General features: G+C 44.9%; 18 protein-coding genes. 15 read left to right on the top strand and 3 right to left on the bottom strand.

The annotated features are described in order from the left end of the window. Positions 1 to 117: 117 nt before the first annotated feature. From ACPEH5_RS11440 to ACPEH5_RS11370, 15 genes are all read left to right on the top strand, one after another. Positions 118 to 432, top strand: a complete 315-nt coding sequence (locus ACPEH5_RS11440) for a Rieske (2Fe-2S) protein (RefSeq protein ID WP_042845618.1) — start codon at positions 118 to 120, stop codon at positions 430 to 432. Positions 433 to 434: 2 nt separating this feature from the next. After that, the gene (locus tag ACPEH5_RS11435) at positions 435 to 743 is read left to right on the top strand and encodes a recombinase-like helix-turn-helix domain-containing protein (protein WP_042845619.1); all 309 of its coding nucleotides are present in this window, start codon (positions 435 to 437) and stop codon (positions 741 to 743) included. 58 nt (positions 744 to 801) lie between these two features. Next, positions 802 to 1,842, top strand: a complete 1,041-nt coding sequence (locus tag ACPEH5_RS11430) for an aromatic ring-hydroxylating oxygenase subunit alpha (protein ID WP_129466520.1) — start codon at positions 802 to 804, stop codon at positions 1,840 to 1,842. Next, positions 1,835 to 2,590: an SDR family oxidoreductase gene (locus ACPEH5_RS11425; RefSeq protein WP_129466522.1), complete on the top strand. Its 756-nt coding sequence runs from the start codon at positions 1,835 to 1,837 to the stop codon at positions 2,588 to 2,590. The genes ACPEH5_RS11430 and ACPEH5_RS11425 overlap by 8 nt, the downstream gene beginning before the upstream one ends. A 29-nt stretch (positions 2,591 to 2,619) precedes the next feature. Then, positions 2,620 to 3,396, top strand: a complete 777-nt coding sequence (locus tag ACPEH5_RS11420) for an IclR family transcriptional regulator (protein ID WP_042845622.1) — start codon at positions 2,620 to 2,622, stop codon at positions 3,394 to 3,396. A gap of 110 nt (positions 3,397 to 3,506) precedes the next feature. Continuing rightward, on the top strand, positions 3,507 to 4,433 hold the full coding sequence (locus ACPEH5_RS11415) for a VOC family protein (RefSeq protein WP_048605946.1): 927 nt from the start codon (positions 3,507 to 3,509) through the stop codon (positions 4,431 to 4,433). Positions 4,434 to 4,437: 4 nt separating this feature from the next. Then, positions 4,438 to 5,652 carry an NAD(P)/FAD-dependent oxidoreductase gene (locus ACPEH5_RS11410; protein ID WP_281110721.1) on the top strand — a complete coding sequence of 405 codons (1,215 nt, stop codon included), beginning with the start codon at positions 4,438 to 4,440 and terminating at the stop codon, positions 5,650 to 5,652. A 21-nt stretch (positions 5,653 to 5,673) separates the two neighbouring features. After that, complete coding sequence (locus tag ACPEH5_RS11405) at positions 5,674 to 6,954, top strand: MFS transporter (RefSeq protein ID WP_048605944.1); 1,281 nt, start codon at positions 5,674 to 5,676, stop codon at positions 6,952 to 6,954. Between the two features lie 24 nt (positions 6,955 to 6,978). Continuing rightward, on the top strand, positions 6,979 to 7,491 hold the full coding sequence (locus ACPEH5_RS11400) for a cupin domain-containing protein (RefSeq protein WP_042845626.1): 513 nt from the start codon (positions 6,979 to 6,981) through the stop codon (positions 7,489 to 7,491). 15 nt (positions 7,492 to 7,506) lie between these two features. After that, on the top strand, positions 7,507 to 8,346 hold the full coding sequence (locus tag ACPEH5_RS11395) for an alpha/beta fold hydrolase (protein ID WP_129466672.1): 840 nt from the start codon (positions 7,507 to 7,509) through the stop codon (positions 8,344 to 8,346). A gap of 10 nt (positions 8,347 to 8,356) precedes the next feature. Further along, the gene (locus ACPEH5_RS11390) at positions 8,357 to 9,151 is read left to right on the top strand and encodes an SDR family oxidoreductase (RefSeq protein ID WP_042845628.1); all 795 of its coding nucleotides are present in this window, start codon (positions 8,357 to 8,359) and stop codon (positions 9,149 to 9,151) included. Positions 9,152 to 9,161: 10 nt separating this feature from the next. Then, on the top strand, positions 9,162 to 9,953 hold the full coding sequence (locus ACPEH5_RS11385) for an aspartate dehydrogenase (protein ID WP_217008073.1): 792 nt from the start codon (positions 9,162 to 9,164) through the stop codon (positions 9,951 to 9,953). A 13-nt stretch (positions 9,954 to 9,966) separates the two neighbouring features. Then, positions 9,967 to 11,436 carry an aldehyde dehydrogenase gene (locus ACPEH5_RS11380; protein WP_281110720.1) on the top strand — a complete coding sequence of 490 codons (1,470 nt, stop codon included), beginning with the start codon at positions 9,967 to 9,969 and terminating at the stop codon, positions 11,434 to 11,436. Positions 11,437 to 11,477: 41 nt separating this feature from the next. After that, positions 11,478 to 13,121, top strand: a complete 1,644-nt coding sequence (locus ACPEH5_RS11375; RefSeq protein ID WP_131680053.1) for a thiamine pyrophosphate-binding protein — start codon at positions 11,478 to 11,480, stop codon at positions 13,119 to 13,121. Between the two features lie 398 nt (positions 13,122 to 13,519). Then, positions 13,520 to 14,524, top strand: a complete 1,005-nt coding sequence (locus ACPEH5_RS11370) for a sugar-binding transcriptional regulator (RefSeq protein WP_129466534.1) — start codon at positions 13,520 to 13,522, stop codon at positions 14,522 to 14,524. An 81-nt stretch (positions 14,525 to 14,605) separates the two neighbouring features. On the opposite strand, the gene ACPEH5_RS11365 is transcribed toward ACPEH5_RS11370, so the two are convergent. The 3 genes from ACPEH5_RS11365 to mtnA form a co-directional block, all read right to left on the bottom strand. After that, positions 14,606 to 15,610 carry a multidrug DMT transporter permease gene (locus ACPEH5_RS11365; RefSeq protein WP_129466536.1) on the bottom strand — a complete coding sequence of 335 codons (1,005 nt, stop codon included), beginning with the start codon at positions 15,608 to 15,610 and terminating at the stop codon, positions 14,606 to 14,608. A gap of 94 nt (positions 15,611 to 15,704) precedes the next feature. Then, positions 15,705 to 16,352 carry an L-fuculose-phosphate aldolase gene (locus ACPEH5_RS11360; RefSeq protein ID WP_042845637.1) on the bottom strand — a complete coding sequence of 216 codons (648 nt, stop codon included), beginning with the start codon at positions 16,350 to 16,352 and terminating at the stop codon, positions 15,705 to 15,707. 43 nt (positions 16,353 to 16,395) lie between these two features. Next, positions 16,396 to 17,496: an S-methyl-5-thioribose-1-phosphate isomerase gene (gene mtnA, locus ACPEH5_RS11355; protein ID WP_206227297.1), complete on the bottom strand. Its 1,101-nt coding sequence runs from the start codon at positions 17,494 to 17,496 to the stop codon at positions 16,396 to 16,398.

The following is a 17,496-nucleotide window of genomic DNA, read 5'->3' as shown; positions in this document are numbered from 1 at the left end:
ACATAAAACCAACATTTGATTGACTAATAATCGTCCATACAATTAATCTGGTTTTAAATAATAAACAATGTTTTATATATGAAACAAAATGTTACCCACATTTAAAAGGAGAAAATAATGAGCTGGATTGCGGTATGTGATGTATCACAAGTTCAAGAAGAATTTCCTTTTTCCGCCAAAGTTGATAATGCCGAGATTGGGATCTTCTTGGTTGAGGACCAATATTACGCCTTGGAAGATGTTTGCCCGCATGCTTATGCCCTTTTAAGTCAAGGTTTTGTAGAAGATGGAAAAGTTGAATGCCCACTACATGAAGCCATTTTCGATATCAAAACCGGAAAATGTTTACGTGAACCAGGAGGTCGTGACTTAAAAACCTACCAAACGCGAGTTCACGAAAACCAAATCGAAATCAGTTTAATTGAGGAGTAGAAATGGAACCCATTCAGAATTTTAATCCTTATTTACCTGCAAATAACCAAATCATTCCTGCCCGTGAAGGGGGGAAAGGCAGTATTCAAGCACCGGGAAGTGCCCCCAATATTGTTTGGCAAACCCGTTCACGTATACCTGATGAATATGAGACCACTCTAATTTCGGCACTTGAGACTCTATTTGCAGCAGGCACTGAAACCCTTGATGAATTAGTTAGCGCATTAAACCAGCTGCAAATATATGACCGACAAGGTCACCTTTGGTCTTCCAGCAGTTTCCGAGAATTTCTTCTCGTCAATGGTTATTAACACCTTGGCATTACTCAGAAAATATAATTAAAACGCCTTTGATAAACGGAAGCAAATCATGACAACCAATACACAACTTCAAAACTCTCAAGAATATTTAGATGTTGGGTTACGTGGACAATGGTATCCCGTATTATCCAGTTGGGAAGTAAGCAGTAACCCTATTGGCATCACTCGGCTCGAAGAACAAATCGTTTTATGGCGAGATGATAAAGGCCAACTTCACGCACTTGAAGATAGATGCCCACATCGTGGCGCTCGATTATCAATGGGGTGGAACCTAGGTGAACGCATTGCTTGCTGGTACCACGGCGTCGAAGTCGGTGGCGACGGTGTCGTTAAAGATGTTCCAGCGGTCAGCCAATGTCCGCTTGAAGGGCAAAAATGCTTAAAGACCTACCCAGTTCAAGAAATTCATGGGGCTATTTTTCTCTACTTTGCTGTCATTGAAGGTGAAACCCCACCCGCTCTTGAGTTCCCTGAAGAATTAGCGGATGACGAAAATCACAGTCATTTCCTATGTACTGCCTCATGGAAATGCAATTACCAGTACGCGTTAGAAAACGTAATGGACCCCATGCACGGAACCTACCTCCATTCATCATCACATTCAATGGCTGAAGGAGACAAACAGTCAGAGATGATCCTTGAAGCGACAAAAAATGGTTTCATTTTCCGTAAAAATGACCAAATTGGCGTCAACTTCGATTGGGTCGAATTTGCGAGCACAGGCGCAAATTGGATGCGCTTATCCATTCCTTATCAAAAACGTTTTGGGCCGGGTGGGCATTTTTGGATTATCGGTATGGTCGTTCCTGAAGACCGTGATCATACTCGGGTCTTCTTCTGGCGCATCCGCAAAGTCAAAGATTGGCAACGTGATTTATGGCGCTTTATGTACCGCAATCGTCTAGAAGGGTTGCACTGGGATGTCTTAGAACAAGACCGCGTTATTTTAGAAAACCTTGCGCCTAATGCACGTAATAAAGAATTCCTCTACCAACATGATGTGGGGCTATCGCGCCTACGCCGGATAATGCAGCGTGAAGCGAAAAAACAATTTGACCTAATAAACAGCAAGGTAGCTGAAAATGCGTGACTTATTAGTGGGCAAACGGATTGTTATCACTGGGGCAGCCAGAGGGCTTGGCTTTAGTTTTGCCCAAGCCGCAGCACAGCAAGGGGCTCATGTTGTCTTATGTGACATCCTAGAACAACGGTTACAAGAAAGCGTTGAAACACTCCGTAACCAAGGCTTTGATGCACAAGGTGTTCAGCTTGACCTTGCTTCCCCTGATTCAATAGCGCATGCATTCGATATCATCGGTCAGCAAGGGGTTATTGATGGTTTGATCAATAACGCAGCTCTTGCAACAGGTGTAGGCGGCAAGTTACTGGATGAGTATGACATAGCACTGTGGGATAACGTCATGACCGTCAATGTCAGAGGAACATGGCTAGTCACAAAAGCGGCTTTGCCATTTTTAAAACTCAGTGGCCATGGAAAAATCGTCAATATTGCCTCCGATACTGCACTGTGGGGTGCACCAAAGCTAATGGCTTATGTCGCCAGTAAAGGGGCCATTATCAGTATGACTCGTTCAATGGCTCGCGAACTTGGTACTCACCGCATTTGTGTGAATGCTATTGCACCGGGGCTTACCAAAGTTGAAGCAACAGAATATGTCCCTGCTGAGCGCCACCAGCTTTATGAAAATGGCCGAGCACTACAAGGTGAACAAATCCCTGAAGACGTAACGGGCACCGCGTTGTATCTACTTTCACCAATGGCTAATTTTGTCACAGGGCAATTAATTCCCGTTAATGGTGGCTTTGTTTTTAATTAACTAACCAAGTTGGCTAAGGGGTTAAGGCAATGAGTTCAACATGCAAATATTTAATACCGGGTTTGGAAAAAGGGTTACAACTTCTTCTTCTCCTCGCTCAGCAACATCGTGAGTTAACTTTTGCTGAAATCTTGCGCTTAGTCGATATGCCAAAGGCTACGGCATATCGGGCTATCCAAACATTGGTGCATTTGGATTTTCTCGTCCAACACCCACGCACAGGGGCCTTTTCTCTGGGGCGAAAAGTATTAAGCCTTGGTCTTGGTTATATTGCATCGTTAGATTTAACTCAATTAGGTCAACCCATTATCGAACAATTGAGAGACCGTAGCCAATGTAACAGCCATTTAGTTATCCGCGATGGCACAGATATTATTTATATCGCTCGGGTCAGTGGTGCCGAATCAAAAATTAACCACGTCAGTGTCGGAACACGTTTATCCGCGCATCGTACCTCACTTGGGCGCATGCTACTTAGTGGGCTGAACCGTGCGGAATTTGATGCACTCTACCCTCACGATGAGTTACCCGACAATGCAGGCAGTAAACACGAATTCTGGCAAATGATCCAAGCCGACAAATTGCGTGGCTACGTGATCGGCGAATCATTTTATCGTCGGGGGATTTCATCCATTGTTTACCCCGTCTACAACCAAGCTAATGGCGTAGAGGCGGTGATTAGCATCATGGTACCGATGAACAGTATTCCGGCACAGGAACGCCAGCGATTACAAAATGAAGTGAGTTATGCCGCGCAAAGATTGACTGAATTTATTGGTGGTATGAACCAAGCAAAAGCCGTTTAGCGTTAAGCAATTATCTACCCTACATTTTTAGGTTTATTGCCATAAGCCTCAGACTCCTTTTGCCCAAAAGGTGCCTTTGGCAATAACACCAATCTACAGAGGACTTTGCTATGTCAGTGATTGGAATAGAAAAATTAGAATTTGGTGTCGAAGACATCCCTAACTGCCAAAAATTTTTACATGATTTTGGCCTACAGGTTACTGCGGTCAACCCGTCATTATTTTCGACGCTCTCTGGGGCAAAAATACAACTTTTTGACCATCAAGACCCTACACTTCCACCTGCTTTTGAAACAGGCTCAACCCTGCGTCGAATAACTTGGGGGACGGAAAATGCCACTGAACTCAATAAAATCATCGAAAACATTCAGGGTTGTGATGGTTTCAAACTTACTGGAGATGGCGCCGAATGCCGTGACCCGAATGGTATGACAGTGGCTTTTACCGTCACTCAGCAACAGAGCGTCGAAATAGAAATCTCACCAATCAACCAATGGGGGGATATTCGCCGTATTGATCAACCTAGCCCTGTTTACGAAAAAGCAACGCCAATTAATGTGGGCCATGTGGTATTTTTTGTCGACGACTTACCGTCCACAGAAGCCTTTTATTGCCAAAAGCTGGGTTTTCAAGTCTCTGACCGTTATATCGACCGTGCTGTCTTTTTACGTGCTCAAGTTAATGGTTGTCATCACAATTTATTCCTACTCAAATTACCACACCGTGGCAGCGGCCTTAATCATGTTGCCTTTACCGTACGTGATATCCATGAAGTCATTGGCGGGGGCTTAGCAATGAACCGGCAGCAATGGAGCACCTTTATTGGTCCTGGTCGCCACCCGATTTCATCGGCTTATTTTTGGTACGTTAACAGCCCGACCGGTGGCGCCTTTGAATATTACACCAATGACGATTTCTTGACGGATAAATGGCAGCCTCGCGAACTGGAACATTCACTGGTTTCATTCACCGAGTGGGCGGTGGAAGGCGGTCTAGATTATGAAACCCGTCGTCAAGTCAAACCGGTAAAGGAGTAACCCTATGAATTCCTTAATCCAAGGTGGTATTGTCATTATTGGCGGTGGGCAAGCAGGTGGCTGGGCGGCAAAAACCTTACGAGATGAAGGTTACCAAGGCCAAATTTCTGTTATCAGCGATGAAGATCATGACTTTTATGAACGCCCACCGCTATCAAAGGCCGCACTCACACTAGAAAGCTTTGCGCTGTCGCGGTTATTTAGTGAAGAAGCCACCCAAGCCTTACATTTGCAATGGTTTCGCCCAGTGCGAGCCACTAAGATTGATACAAAAACAAAATGTGTTCACCTCAATGATGGCCGTATTGTAACATTTGAAAAACTGTTACTCGCCACAGGTGGACGCCCCCGTTACCTCTCCAATGATTGGCAAAAACACCCACAAGTTTTCGCATTACGCTCATGGAACGATGCACAACAACTACGCTCAGCACTCCTTGAGGCAAAGAAAATTACCATCATTGGTGGCGGGTGGATTGGCTTGGAGGTCGCTGCCTCTGCACGTCAAATGGGAATAGATGTCACAATTTTTGAGCGTCAAAGCCGCCTATGCGAACGCAGCGTTCCACAAAATGTCTCTGAAGCATTGGCACAGCGCCATACCCGAGCTGGCGTACATATCATTACGGATTGTGGTGACATTAAGCTTGGGGAGTCAGTGACTCGCTTACAAATCACTTGCCAGAAGCAACCATGGCAAACATTCGACCTAGCCGTAATGGGGATTGGGGTTGAATTAAACCTTGAACTCGCCAAACAGGCTGGGCTTGATATCACCCATGGTATTGTTATCAATGACCAAGGGCAAACCTCACACCCTGATATTTACGCCGCTGGCGACGTGGCTTGTCATCCAACACTTTCTTTATGTCTGCAATCTTGGGCTTACGCACAAAACCAAGCCATCACGACGGCAAAAGCCATGTTAAACCCGCAATCAGAAGGGTTTGATGAGCCAGCTTGGCTATGGTCGGATCAATACCAAGATAATATTCAAATATTGGGCATACCAACTTCGCAAGCGCAACAACACATCCAGCGCTATACACCAAACTCAGAGGTCCATTTTTCCCTGAATGACACTAATGAATTGGTGCAAATGATTGCTTTCAATGATGCACGCGCTATCAAGCTAGGTAAGCGTTGGATGCAAAGTCACCGCAAACTGGATCCTTCTGAACTTGCTGATCCAACATTTTCACTGATGTCACTGAAATAGTGTACAGCAAGGAGAAATAACATGGCTAATCAAAGCATTACCTTACAAGCCAAGGAACATGACCAACAAGCCCAAGACATCCCTGAAAAAATTAATTGGTTAATCCCAATTGGCTTATTTTCCTGTGTATTGCTCGCTTTCTTCGACAAAATCAGTATTGCAGCTCTGTTTTCAGATGAAAAGTTTCAGCAGGCACTTGGCATTGACTTTGATCCAACACGTTTAGGTCTGCTGATGAGCGCATTTTTATTTGCTTATGGCGTTTCCTCAATGTTACTTAGTGGAATTGGCGACCGATTCCACCCAACCAAAATGCTACTGTTTATGATTAGCAGTTGGTGCTTCTTAATGATTTTCATGGGGTTTACCCATCATTACGGCACGATGGTTTTTCTGAGGATCTTGCTCGGTATTGCTGAAGGCCCCCTGCTAGCCATTGCTTACGCCATTGTACGCCGCACATTTCCACCTAAGATGCAGGCTCGCGCCACCATGATGTGGTTACTTGGAACTCCAATTGGAGCGGCTCTAGGCTTCCCTATCGCCCTATATCTTCTGAATAATTTTGGCTGGCAAAGTACCTTCTTTGTAATGGCGGCCTTTACCGTACCCGTTTGGTGGCTAGTCGTGATTGGTATCCGTCACCCTAACTTAGTAAATCGTCAGGCTCAAACCAAAAACTCAGCGGGTGAAAAACGATCAGCCGAACAGCTCGCGACCATACAAGCCCATAAAAAACGCTTATTCCAAAACAGCCATTTTTGGATTATCTGCCTGTTTAACATCGCTTTTCTTGTTTATCTTTGGGGGATGAATGGCTGGTTACCAAGCTATTTAATTAAAGGGAAATCAATCCACTTAGAGCATGCAGGGGTCTTATCCTCTCTCCCCTTTATCGCCATGTTGTTTGGCGAAGGAATAGGCGCATGGTTGTCTGACCGCTATGACCGTAGAGCTTTAGTGTGTTTTGTATCTCTCTTAGGTGCGGTATTGGGCTTAGCTGGAGTGCTATTCCTCACTGATACCTACAGCATCATCCTCATGATGGCATTTAGCATGTTTATGTGGGGAGCAGGTGCTCCCAATATCTTCGCTCTACTCGCTAAAGTCACACAAAAACAAGTCAGTGCATTGGCCGGTGGCATATTCAATGGCCTAGGAAACCTCGCTGGCGCGGCTGCACCTCTGCTGATGGGGGTGCTGATCACCGCCACTCACACTATGGATAGCGGGCTGTTATTTATCGTAATTATTGGTTTAGTCGGCAGCCTACTACTTCTGCCTCTACTGAAAAAATACTAATCACTCTGTGTAGGAGATAACGCTATGTCACAACCTCAAATCAAACCCCAAGATATCCCAATGGCACAATGGATAGAATCACGAATTGCTCGCCTTGAAGGCCGTAAATATGACTGGAACGCCTTGAAATTCCAAGCTGATTACGACCCTAAATATCGTCGTGCCCAAATGCGCTACATCGGTACTGGTGCAACAGGTGTTGCTAATGACGTGAATACCGTCCCCGCAGAGAACTTCACTTTCTCCACCATGGTATTACCCGCCAAATGTGAAGGCCCCTTACATTTACATCCTGATGTTGAAGAAGTGTTTTTCATGCTGAAGGGCACTATTACGCTATTTGTTCGTGATGGTGACGAAGAGTATGAAACGGTTCTCAAAGAACGTGACCTAATTTCTGTTCCAGCGGGGATTTACCGTGGTCTATTTAATCATGGAGAGGAAGAGGCATTAATGTGCGTGATGATTGGCACACAAAAGCCTGCAATCCCGACTTACCCAGAAGACCACCCGTTATCTAAAGTGAAACGTAACTAACCGGAGTTATCAGTGATGAATTTGCCAATCGAAAAACTTCCTGCACAACAACTGGCTGATTTTGGCCAATACCGCCTTAATTGGCGCTGTTCAGGTCATGGGCATGCCGTCGTTTTATTGCACGGGATCAGCTCTGGCTCGGCCTCATGGGTAAGCCAACTGGCTTCTTCATCACTGACCGACCACTATCGACTGTATAGCTGGGATGCTCCCGGCTATTCGGGCAGCTCAATGCTCAACACAGCGAAACCAACTGCTGTTGACTATGCTACAGCATTAAAAGCTTTTTTAGATAGCCTAAAAATACAACAGGTCGTTTTAGTCGGGCATTCACTCGGAGCCTTGATGGCTAGCGCTTTTGCCGCACAATATTCTCAGCGAGTAAAAGGATTATTTTTAGCTAATCCAGCTCAAGGCTATGCCTCTAAAAGCCCTGAACAGCAAGCTTCCGTGTATCAACAACGGCAGATGATTGTAACTAATTCAGGGTTACAAGCCTATGCTGAAAACCGAGCCGCCGCCCTACTATCACCCAATGCAACCCCAGAAAAAATCGATTGGGTGAAACAAAATATGGAAAAACTTAATCCCCAAGGCTTTCTTGCGGCAGCATGGATGTTAGCCCATGACGATATTAGTTTGTATTTAAAGGGTTATAACGGGCCAATCGAAATACTGGCAGGCGCTGATGACACCATTACGCCACCACAACAAGTACAGCAGCTCGCGATACAACAAGAGTGCCCTTTTTGGTTGATTAAACAAGCGGGACATGCCAGTTACCTTGATACCCCCACACAGTTTAATCACCATTTGAAACAATTTTTAGAGACGGTATACAACCCAGTCGAATAAAGGAATCCTTATGAATTTACAGTTAAATAACCGTATTGCTGTCGTGACTGGAGGGAGCTCTGGTATTGGTTTTGCAACAGTCAAACTGTTACTCGACGAAGGTTGTAAAGTTGCTTTTTGTGGTCGAGATACTGAAAAACTACAACACGCTCTCAATACATTACGGTCTCTCTACCCTCAAGGGGAATTTATCGCACAGCGCTGTGATGTCCTCGATAAGGCACAAACAGAAAACTTCGCTCAACATGTTTATCAACACTATGGGCAAGTTGATCTTCTGATTAACAATGCGGGTCAAGGCTATGTTGCAAGCTATGCTGACACTCCTGAAGCCGCTTGGTTACATGAAGCACAATTAAAATTATTTGGTGTCATTAACCCAGTAAATGCTTTTTTACCTTTCTTAGAACAATCCAATATTGCGTCAATTACCTGTGTTAATTCGTTATTAGCGTTACAACCCGAGCCCCATATGGTCGCCACATCTGCCGCACGCGCTGCTCTGTTGAACATGACATTAAATTTATCGAAAACATTGCTACCCAAAGGGATACGCGTTAACTCAATTTTGCTCGGTATGGTCGAATCAGACCAATGGCGGCGTCGTTTCGAAAACCGGAGTGATAAAAGCTTGGATTGGCAGCAATGGATTGGCGATATCGCTAACAAGCGAGGGATCCCGATGCAACGTTTGGGGAAACCAGAAGAACCAGCCCGTGCCTTAGTTTTTTTAGCTTCACCGATGGCTTCGTTTACCTCCGGTGCCGCTTTAGATATTTCGGGTGGCTTTAGCCATCATATTTAAAGGATTAATTATGAAAACATTAATGTTGATTGGTTATGGTGCAATGGCACAAGAAGTGATTGCTCGTTTACCTCGTGGAATAACCCTTCGCTGGGTTGTGGCTCGCCCTCATCACCATAACGCAATACAAGAACGCTTCAAGGGCGCGGTGCTCCCTATTGATAGCCTTGATGACTTTAACGAACACCCCGATTTAGTGTTGGAGTGTGCTGGTCATCAAGCGGTACAGCAGTATGCGCCAACCATTTTACAAAGGGGCTGGACTCTTGCCATTATTTCCACTGGTGTACTGGCTGATGCCACTTTCGAAAACACACTAACCACATTAGCAAAGCGTCATCAAAGCCAACTAATTCCTCTCTCAGGCGCGGTTGCTGGGCTTGATGGTTTACGAGCAGCCAAAGAGGCGAACATTACCCACGTCATTTATCAGTCACGTAAAAGCCCTGCCAGTTGGCGCAATGGTGCTGCTGAGCGTTATATCGACTTATCGAGTGTCTCTGAAGCTACCGCCTTTTTTAGTGGTAGTGCGCGAGAAGCTGCCTTGAACTTCCCAGCCAATGCTAATGTTGCCGCTACCGTTGCACTGTATGGCATAGGTATGGATGCAACTCAGGTACAACTCATCGTTGATCCGGACACCACCAAAAATTCGCATCAAATTGATGTAAGAGGGGATTTCGGGCATTTTTCTATTGAGTTAAATGGCAACCCCCTACCTTCAAACCCAAAGACATCTATGCTTGCAGCCCTAAGTGCCGTTGAAATTTGCCGCCGTATTGCTGAGCAACAGGTAAACTAATAGGAGCCTAATCATGAATAAAATGGATATTTTTGTGGGGGGAAAATGGCAACAAGGTCGTGGACCTGAAATGCAATCACGTTTTCCGGGTGATAACCATGTCGTTGCTACTCTCAACAGTGCCAGCCTTGAAGATGTCCAAGACGCCGTAAACGCGGCGGACAAAGCTTGGCGAGAACCTACCTGGCGCAATATGCCTGCGCATCAACGCGCGGCTATCTTATATAACGTCAGCGCATTGATTGATGAGCAGCGCGAAACCTTAACGCAATTACAAACTTTGGACAACGGGAAGCCGTGGGCTGAAGCGCGTGGTTTAGTCATGAGCGCAGCCGCCACCGCACGTTATTTTGCCGCCGTTTGTGAGGTTTCTGGAGGGGAGCTTCCACCTCGACGCCAACCAGACTTGATGACAATAAGCACTTACCAACCCATCGGAGTGATCGCCGCCATCACACCGTGGAACTCCCCCATTGCCAGCGATATGCAAAAAATTGCTCCGGCGCTTGCCGCAGGTAATGCGGTTATTTTAAAACCTGCGGAAGCCACGCCACTAATTTCATTAAAATTGGCAGAACTCTTTGAACAAGCAGGGTTACCAAGTGGCTTACTCAGCGTATTACCGGGAAAAGGCTCTATTGTGGGTGATGCATTGGTTCGCCACCCGTTAGTGCGAAAAATCTCTTTCACCGGGGGGACAAACACGGGTCGCCAACTGGCTCATATTGCGGCGGATAAACTGATCACGACCTCCCTCGAACTGGGTGGGAAATCCCCAACAATTGTGCTAGCAGATACTGACCTAGACATTGCCGCTCATGGAGTCTGTTACGGTATTTTTAGTTCAATGGGGCAAGCTTGTATCGCCGGTTCTCGCTTATTTGTTGCCCGCGATATCTACCAACCTTTTATGGAAAAATTAACCCAATTAACCCAGAACTTGATTATTGGCGACCCAAGGCAAGAACGCATCCATGTGGGGCCTTTAATTTCAGCGGCTCACCGTGATAGCGTCAAAACCTACGTTGAACAAGCCGTCCAACAAGGCGGTCATATTCGCCTTGGCGGTACCGTTCCCACAGACCCCGCACTACAAAATGGCAATTATTTCTTACCGACCATTATTGAAGGCCTCAGTAATCAATCTAGTGTTTGCCAAGAAGAAATCTTCGGCCCCGTCTTAGTGGTGATCCCCTTTGATGATGAAGCCACATTGATCCAAGAAGCTAATGATTCCGTTTATGGGCTGGCTGCGGGGATTTGGACTCGCGACTATACTCGCGCCTTTAAACTGGCGGATGCCCTTGATGTAGGAACAGTTTGGGTCAATACCTACAAAGTTTTTTCCATCTCAACCCCATTTGGGGGCTTTAAAGAAAGTGGCATTGGCAGAGAAAAAGGCTTAGAAAGCCTAAAAGCCTATATGCAACAAAAAAGCCTTTTTTTGGCACTTAACCCACAACCAAACCGTTGGTGTGAATAGCTTATCCGTTAAAGGATTACGGCTGCATTTAGGAGAATACAATGTCTGAAATGATTACAGTTGGCGAAGCTATCGCCAGAACACTTGAACAATACCAAGTCACAACGGTTTACGGGGTTATTTCTATTCACAATTTACCTATTGCCGATGCGATTGGCCGTCGTGCTAAAATTGACTTTACCCCAAGCCGTGGAGAAGCCGGAGCAGTAACTATGGCCGATGCACACAGCCGTTTTAGTGGCTTAGGCGTCGCGCTAACGAGTACGGGGGCTGGAGCAGGAAATGCAGTGGGGTCAATGATTGAAGCTATGAATGCTTGTTCACCAATGCTCCACATTACTGGGCAGGTTGAAAAAGCCTATTTAGATATGGATGCAGGGTTTATTCATGAAACAGCGGATCAACTGGGTTTCTTGCGTTCAAGCTCTAAACAAGCATTCCGTGTACATACACCAGAACAAGCGGTGGCGACACTGCATAAAGCAATCCAAGTTGCGCAAACCGCCCCGTGTGGCCCTGTTTCGATTGAAATCCCCATTGATATTCAAAGTGCCCAAGTGCCATTGTCCTTATTAAGTGCCCCGCTTTCTGTGCCAACTTTGCCCGCAATTTGCTCATCACAAATAGAAGCCATTTGGGACAAACTTCAGCATGCACAGCGCCCATTATTGTGGGTCGGTGGCGGTGCATTGCAGGCGGTAGAAGCCGTTAAACGCTTGGCTAACCAAGGTGTCGCCGTAATCAGCAGCACCCATGGAAGAGGTATTTTATCGGATGATCACCCGTTCAGCCTGCGTGCTTTTCATAATGCGGACTCAATTGAGACATTAATGCGTGAATGTGATTTGACGCTGGTCGCGGGCTCCCGGTTACGCAGTAATGAGACTAAAACTTGGTCATTACCATTACCTCACCCCATCATCCAAATTGATATTAACCCGTTAGCGGCAAACCGCAATTACTTAGCCGACCTCAATATCACAGGGGATTGTAAAGGCCTGCTTAATGCGCTTGCCGATAAAATTGAGCAAGCTAACCGCCCAGTTTCTTCTGCATGGAAACAGCAAATACAACAAGCCGTTCAGTTGGCAGAACAGCAATTAAGGGCACAATGCGGGCCATACAGTGAACTCAGTGATGCTGTCGAGCAAGCCTTACCCGAACATGGTATTTTTGTGCGGGACATTACTGTATCAGGCAGCTTATGGGGCAGCCGTTTATTAAAAGCTACACAGCCGATGCACAATATTCATTCCTTAGCGGGTGCCATTGGCTTAGGCCTTGCGATGGCCATTGGTAGTGCGAAAGCCAACCCAAATACCGCAGTGATTGGCTTAGTTGGGGATGGCGGCTTGATGTTAGGGGTCGGTGAGCTTGCGACTATGGCTCAAGAACAACTACCGATTGTGTTGATAATCATGAATGACCAAGGTTATGGTGTCATGCGTGGTATTCAGGAAAAATATTTCTCAGGTCGCCAATATTATAATGAGTTATTAACACCATCATTTAGCCAACTAGCACAATCGATGGGGATCACCGCCCTAACGGTAGATAAACCCAGCGAATTCCAACCTATACTTCATCAAGCTGTTGCTTTAAAGCGGCCAGTTGTCGTTGAAGTATTAATGAATCATATCGGTAAAATGAATTTCTCGGGCCCCCCGCAGAAAAAACTATTTTAACCTCTAACTTCTTATCGAGCGCGGCACTCCGTCGCGCTTTACAAATCCATTAAACAAAAAACTCTCCTATGTCTGATACAAATTACTTTCCTAGCTGATTCACCACATTTTGCTCAATATGGCAAAAAATCCGCTCCTGACAACAGGTTAGTATTTGTTAGGTTATTATGTATTTTACATTGAGAGTGGATAGTGGAAATTATATTTAAATAGAAGTTAGGGCATCACCATTTTTTTCCTTATAATACAAAGCATCGTTTCTAAATTTTATTGTTCTATTCACGAATTAACCCAATAATGATTTGCCCGCTCAAAAAAGCAAACAACCTTGAGAAAGACTGGCTGTAATATTCTTATAGTTTAAACTAGGCTTTTCCAAATGATGCCAGGAGACAATAATGAGTAAAGAGCAAGTAAACAGCAGCTTGTTCAATGATGATCCTGTATTACACGCAACATGGCTATATTATCAGGAAGGCAAAAGCCAGACTGAAGTCGCTGCCCTAATGGGCCTTTCGCGTGTCACCGTCGTCAAATATCTACAAACTGCTAGAGAAAATGGTTTAGTTCAGATCAATTTAGATACCAATGTCTTTGGCTCAATTGATGCCGCTTTACGTATTCGTGATAAATTTGGTTTGTATCGAGTTATCATTGTGCCTGATGGCGAGCATGCCGGAAAACGAACAGACTCAAAATTGATGCGTTCCAGACTTTCCCGTGCTGGAGGGATGTATTTAAACCAAGTTATCGAGAACAATGACGTTCTTGGGGTTGCTTGGGGAAGAACCATCCATGAGATGAGCAAAACGATGACACCAAATTCATGTAAAAATGTCACCGTGATCCAGATGCTAGGTTCCATGCCTTCTCAGCCAGACCTGACAATCCTCGAATCGTCGTCACAAATAGCGTTTAAACTGTCAGGGAAAGTGGCTTCTCTTCATGTCCCAGCGGTTGTCTCCAGTGCAAGGTTAGCCATGGAATTACAAGCTGAACCCATCATTCGTGCTAATTTTGAAGTATTAACTCACTGCACAAAAGCCTTCTTTGTTGTAGGAAGCGCACTGGATGAAAACCCGTTAATTCAAGTCGGTGTCCTAAGCAAAAAAGAAATGCAAAACTACCGAGATGCAGGGGCCGTCGGCGTCATTTGTGGCCGGTTCTACGACAAAAATGGAGTACCTGTTATTGCTGAAGTTGATCAACGGATACTAGGAATAAGCCTTGCCCAATTAAGGCAAATTGAGCGTAAAATATTTCTGGCTGGGGGCGAGAGCGGCTATGCTGCAACCTTAGGGGCATTACTCGGCGGCTATGTCACAGACCTTATTGTTGATGAAGGAACAGCTGAGTTTTTATTATCCTGCGAGCTGCCCAACGTTGATTCATCCCCATCCTAAAGAGCAAGGTGCCGCACTTTTTACGGCTCACCTAATAAAAAAGAATATTTACCCCACTATAGACATAATGGGGCAAAATATTTACTGATTTGCCGCTATGATAAGGATAATACCGGCGATATACAGCAAAAACATAGCTAAGAGTAACTTATTCGTGCCAGCTGGTGCGCTGGCGAATTCACGCCAAACAAATACCCCCCAAATCACGGCAATCATAGTAGCTCCTTGCCCTAATCCATAGGATATTGCATACCCTGCTTGCCCTGATGCGATTAGGCTCAGCCCTAAACCAATACACCAGATGATTCCGCCCAACCAACCACAGAGATGGTCCCTTAAGCTACCAGAGAAATACATTTTCCCTTTAACTGGTTCTCCTACGATTGGTTTTTTCATTACCAGTGTATTAAGGACAAAGTTAGATAAAAACAAACCTAAAGCAAATAATACAAGTGCAGAATAAGGTGTCATCAACCCCGCTTCTGGTTCACTTAAATTACCTGATATCGATTGAGCGAGGAAACGGAAAAATGACCCCATAATGATACCGGCAAAAATAGCAGTTATCAGGCCTTTATTACGGCGACTTTTATCCGATGATTGAGTAACACGGCTGTAAGTAATCGCAGTTAGGATGATTGCGGCGACTACACAAGCAACCCCTAAGAACAAAATAGTTGGGTCCCCCTGAGGGCTACCAATATAAGTTGTGATAACACCGAGAACTAATGCAAGCCCAACACCGACAGGGAATGCAACAGCCATACCAGCTAAACTAATTGAAGCAACAAGAAGAATATTTGAAACATTAAAAATCATACCTGCCAATATAGGAAGAAAGATAATATTGATATCCGCCTGCTGAATATCAGAAATAAAACTACGGCCTTCTTCACCAATTGACCCGAGAGTAAAAGCAAATAATAGAGAACAGAATAAAACACCGAGAGAATAGTCCCAATAAAAGAGAGGGAACTCCCATTTCTTATTACTGACTAGTTTTGTTGTGTTAGCCCATGACCCCCAACAAATCATCGTGATAAAACACATAATTATTGCTATAGGATATGATTCCACGATAAACATGAATAACTCCTTGGGATAATTATAATTAATCGTTATAGGTAGAGGTTGGCAGCCATTTTATAAAATGGCTGCTATCGATGAGAACAAGTTGAATTTAAGCGTCAGTTTTTAAACCGTACGTTTTAAATTTACCGATGACTATTGTCATTTCTTCTTTAGATAAAGTGGGAACTTTGCTGTGTAGTCCGCCTATTTTGATGTAGAGATCTGCTAGAGTTTCTGTTTCTCCAGCAAGCCACAACGCTTTTTCCAGTGTTGTTTCCATCGCTATCATGCCGTGGTGTTGCATCAAAAGTGATTTGCTAGATTTAATTCCCTCAAACACACTGTTTGCAAGCTCAGCACTACCAAATGTATGGTATGGAATACAAGGAATATGGTCCGTCCCTGTCACCGCTATCATATAATGAATTGCGGGGATCGCATGGTTCATTATGGATACCGCGGTACAGTTCACCGCATGTGTATGAATAACCGCATTTAATTCAGGTCTGGCTTGGTAGCAAGCCAGATGAAAGAGCCATTCACTTGATGGTGTTTTTCCAGACTCTGATACCCCCTGACCATCAACAAAAACAATCATATCGGGTGTCATTTTCGAATAAGGTATACCACTTGGTGTAATGAGCATTCCATCAAGATACCTCACGCTGACATTACCCGACGTCCCTTGATTCAACCCAGAAGCATTCATTTCCTGGCAAGTGACGATAATATCTGCCGCTAATTTGAGTCTTTCCATCTTAGTTCCTTAGAAAGCGTGCATATACCCCATGCACACTCAATTAAATAACCGAATTTTTTAGGTCGGCGAACATGTTGGTTAATGCAGGTTCATTCGCTGCACAAACACCACGCTCCGTGATCAATCCAGTAATATATTTAGCAGGCGTGACATCAAAGGCGTAATTACCACATGTGGTGCCTGCCGGCGCAGTATTAACCCAACTTAGTTCACCCTCGGGGTTGATCCCATATACATGTGACTGTTCAGCACCATTGCGTTGCTCTATGGGGATTGTTTTCCCATCCTTAAGCGTCCAGTCGATAGTTGGAGATGGGAGCGCAACATAAAATGGAATTTGATTATCATAAGCCGCCAGCGCTTTTAGATATGTTCCAATTTTATTACAGACATCCCCCTGCGTTGTGGTTCGGTCAGTACCAACAATGCATAGGTCGACTTCGCCATGCTGCATCAGGTGACCACCGGCATTATCAGCAATTAATGTATGAGGAACTCCGTGTGAACCCAATTCAAATGCAGTAAGGCCACCTTGATTACGCGGGCGAGTTTCATCTACCCAAACGTGAATACGAATCCCTTCTTCATGAGCCTTATAAATTGGCGAAAGTGCGGTCCCCCAATCGACCGTGGCAAGCCAGCCTGCATTACAGTGAGTCAATATATTTACGACACTGCCTGCCGGTTTTTTACTCGCGATTTCCCGAATAATTTCTACGCCATGGAGCCCAATTTGCTCACACAACTCGACATCTTCATCGGCCAGTTTTCCGGCAAGCTCCCAAGCAATGTCCCTACGCGTCTGTTCAGGAGCATCCTTCAAGCTTTCCATCATTCTATCGAGTGCCCACTTTAAATTGATAGCAGTAGGTCGGGTCTTGATTAACAAGTCATAACTTGATTGTAGATTTTTATCACTCGGGTTCTGTTGCATACCTAGTGCCATTCCGTAAGCAGCAACAACCCCAATCAAAGGCGCCCCACGCACCCACATTTCTTGAATAGCAGTTGCTACTTTTTGTGCGGAATCGAGCGTGAGTACTTCAAATTTAAAAGGCAGTTTAGTTTGGTCGATAATTTCTACTGATTTTCCATCTTTAGAAACCCAAACTGTACGATAGTGTTTCCCTTCAATATTCAT

Origin of the sequence: Providencia sp. NPDC089933 (assembly GCF_049545585.1) — a bacterium.
GTDB lineage: Bacteria > Pseudomonadota > Gammaproteobacteria > Enterobacterales > Enterobacteriaceae > Providencia > Providencia huashanensis.
Note: the sequence above shows the minus strand (reverse complement) of the source record. Positions and strands in the feature narration are given on the sequence as shown.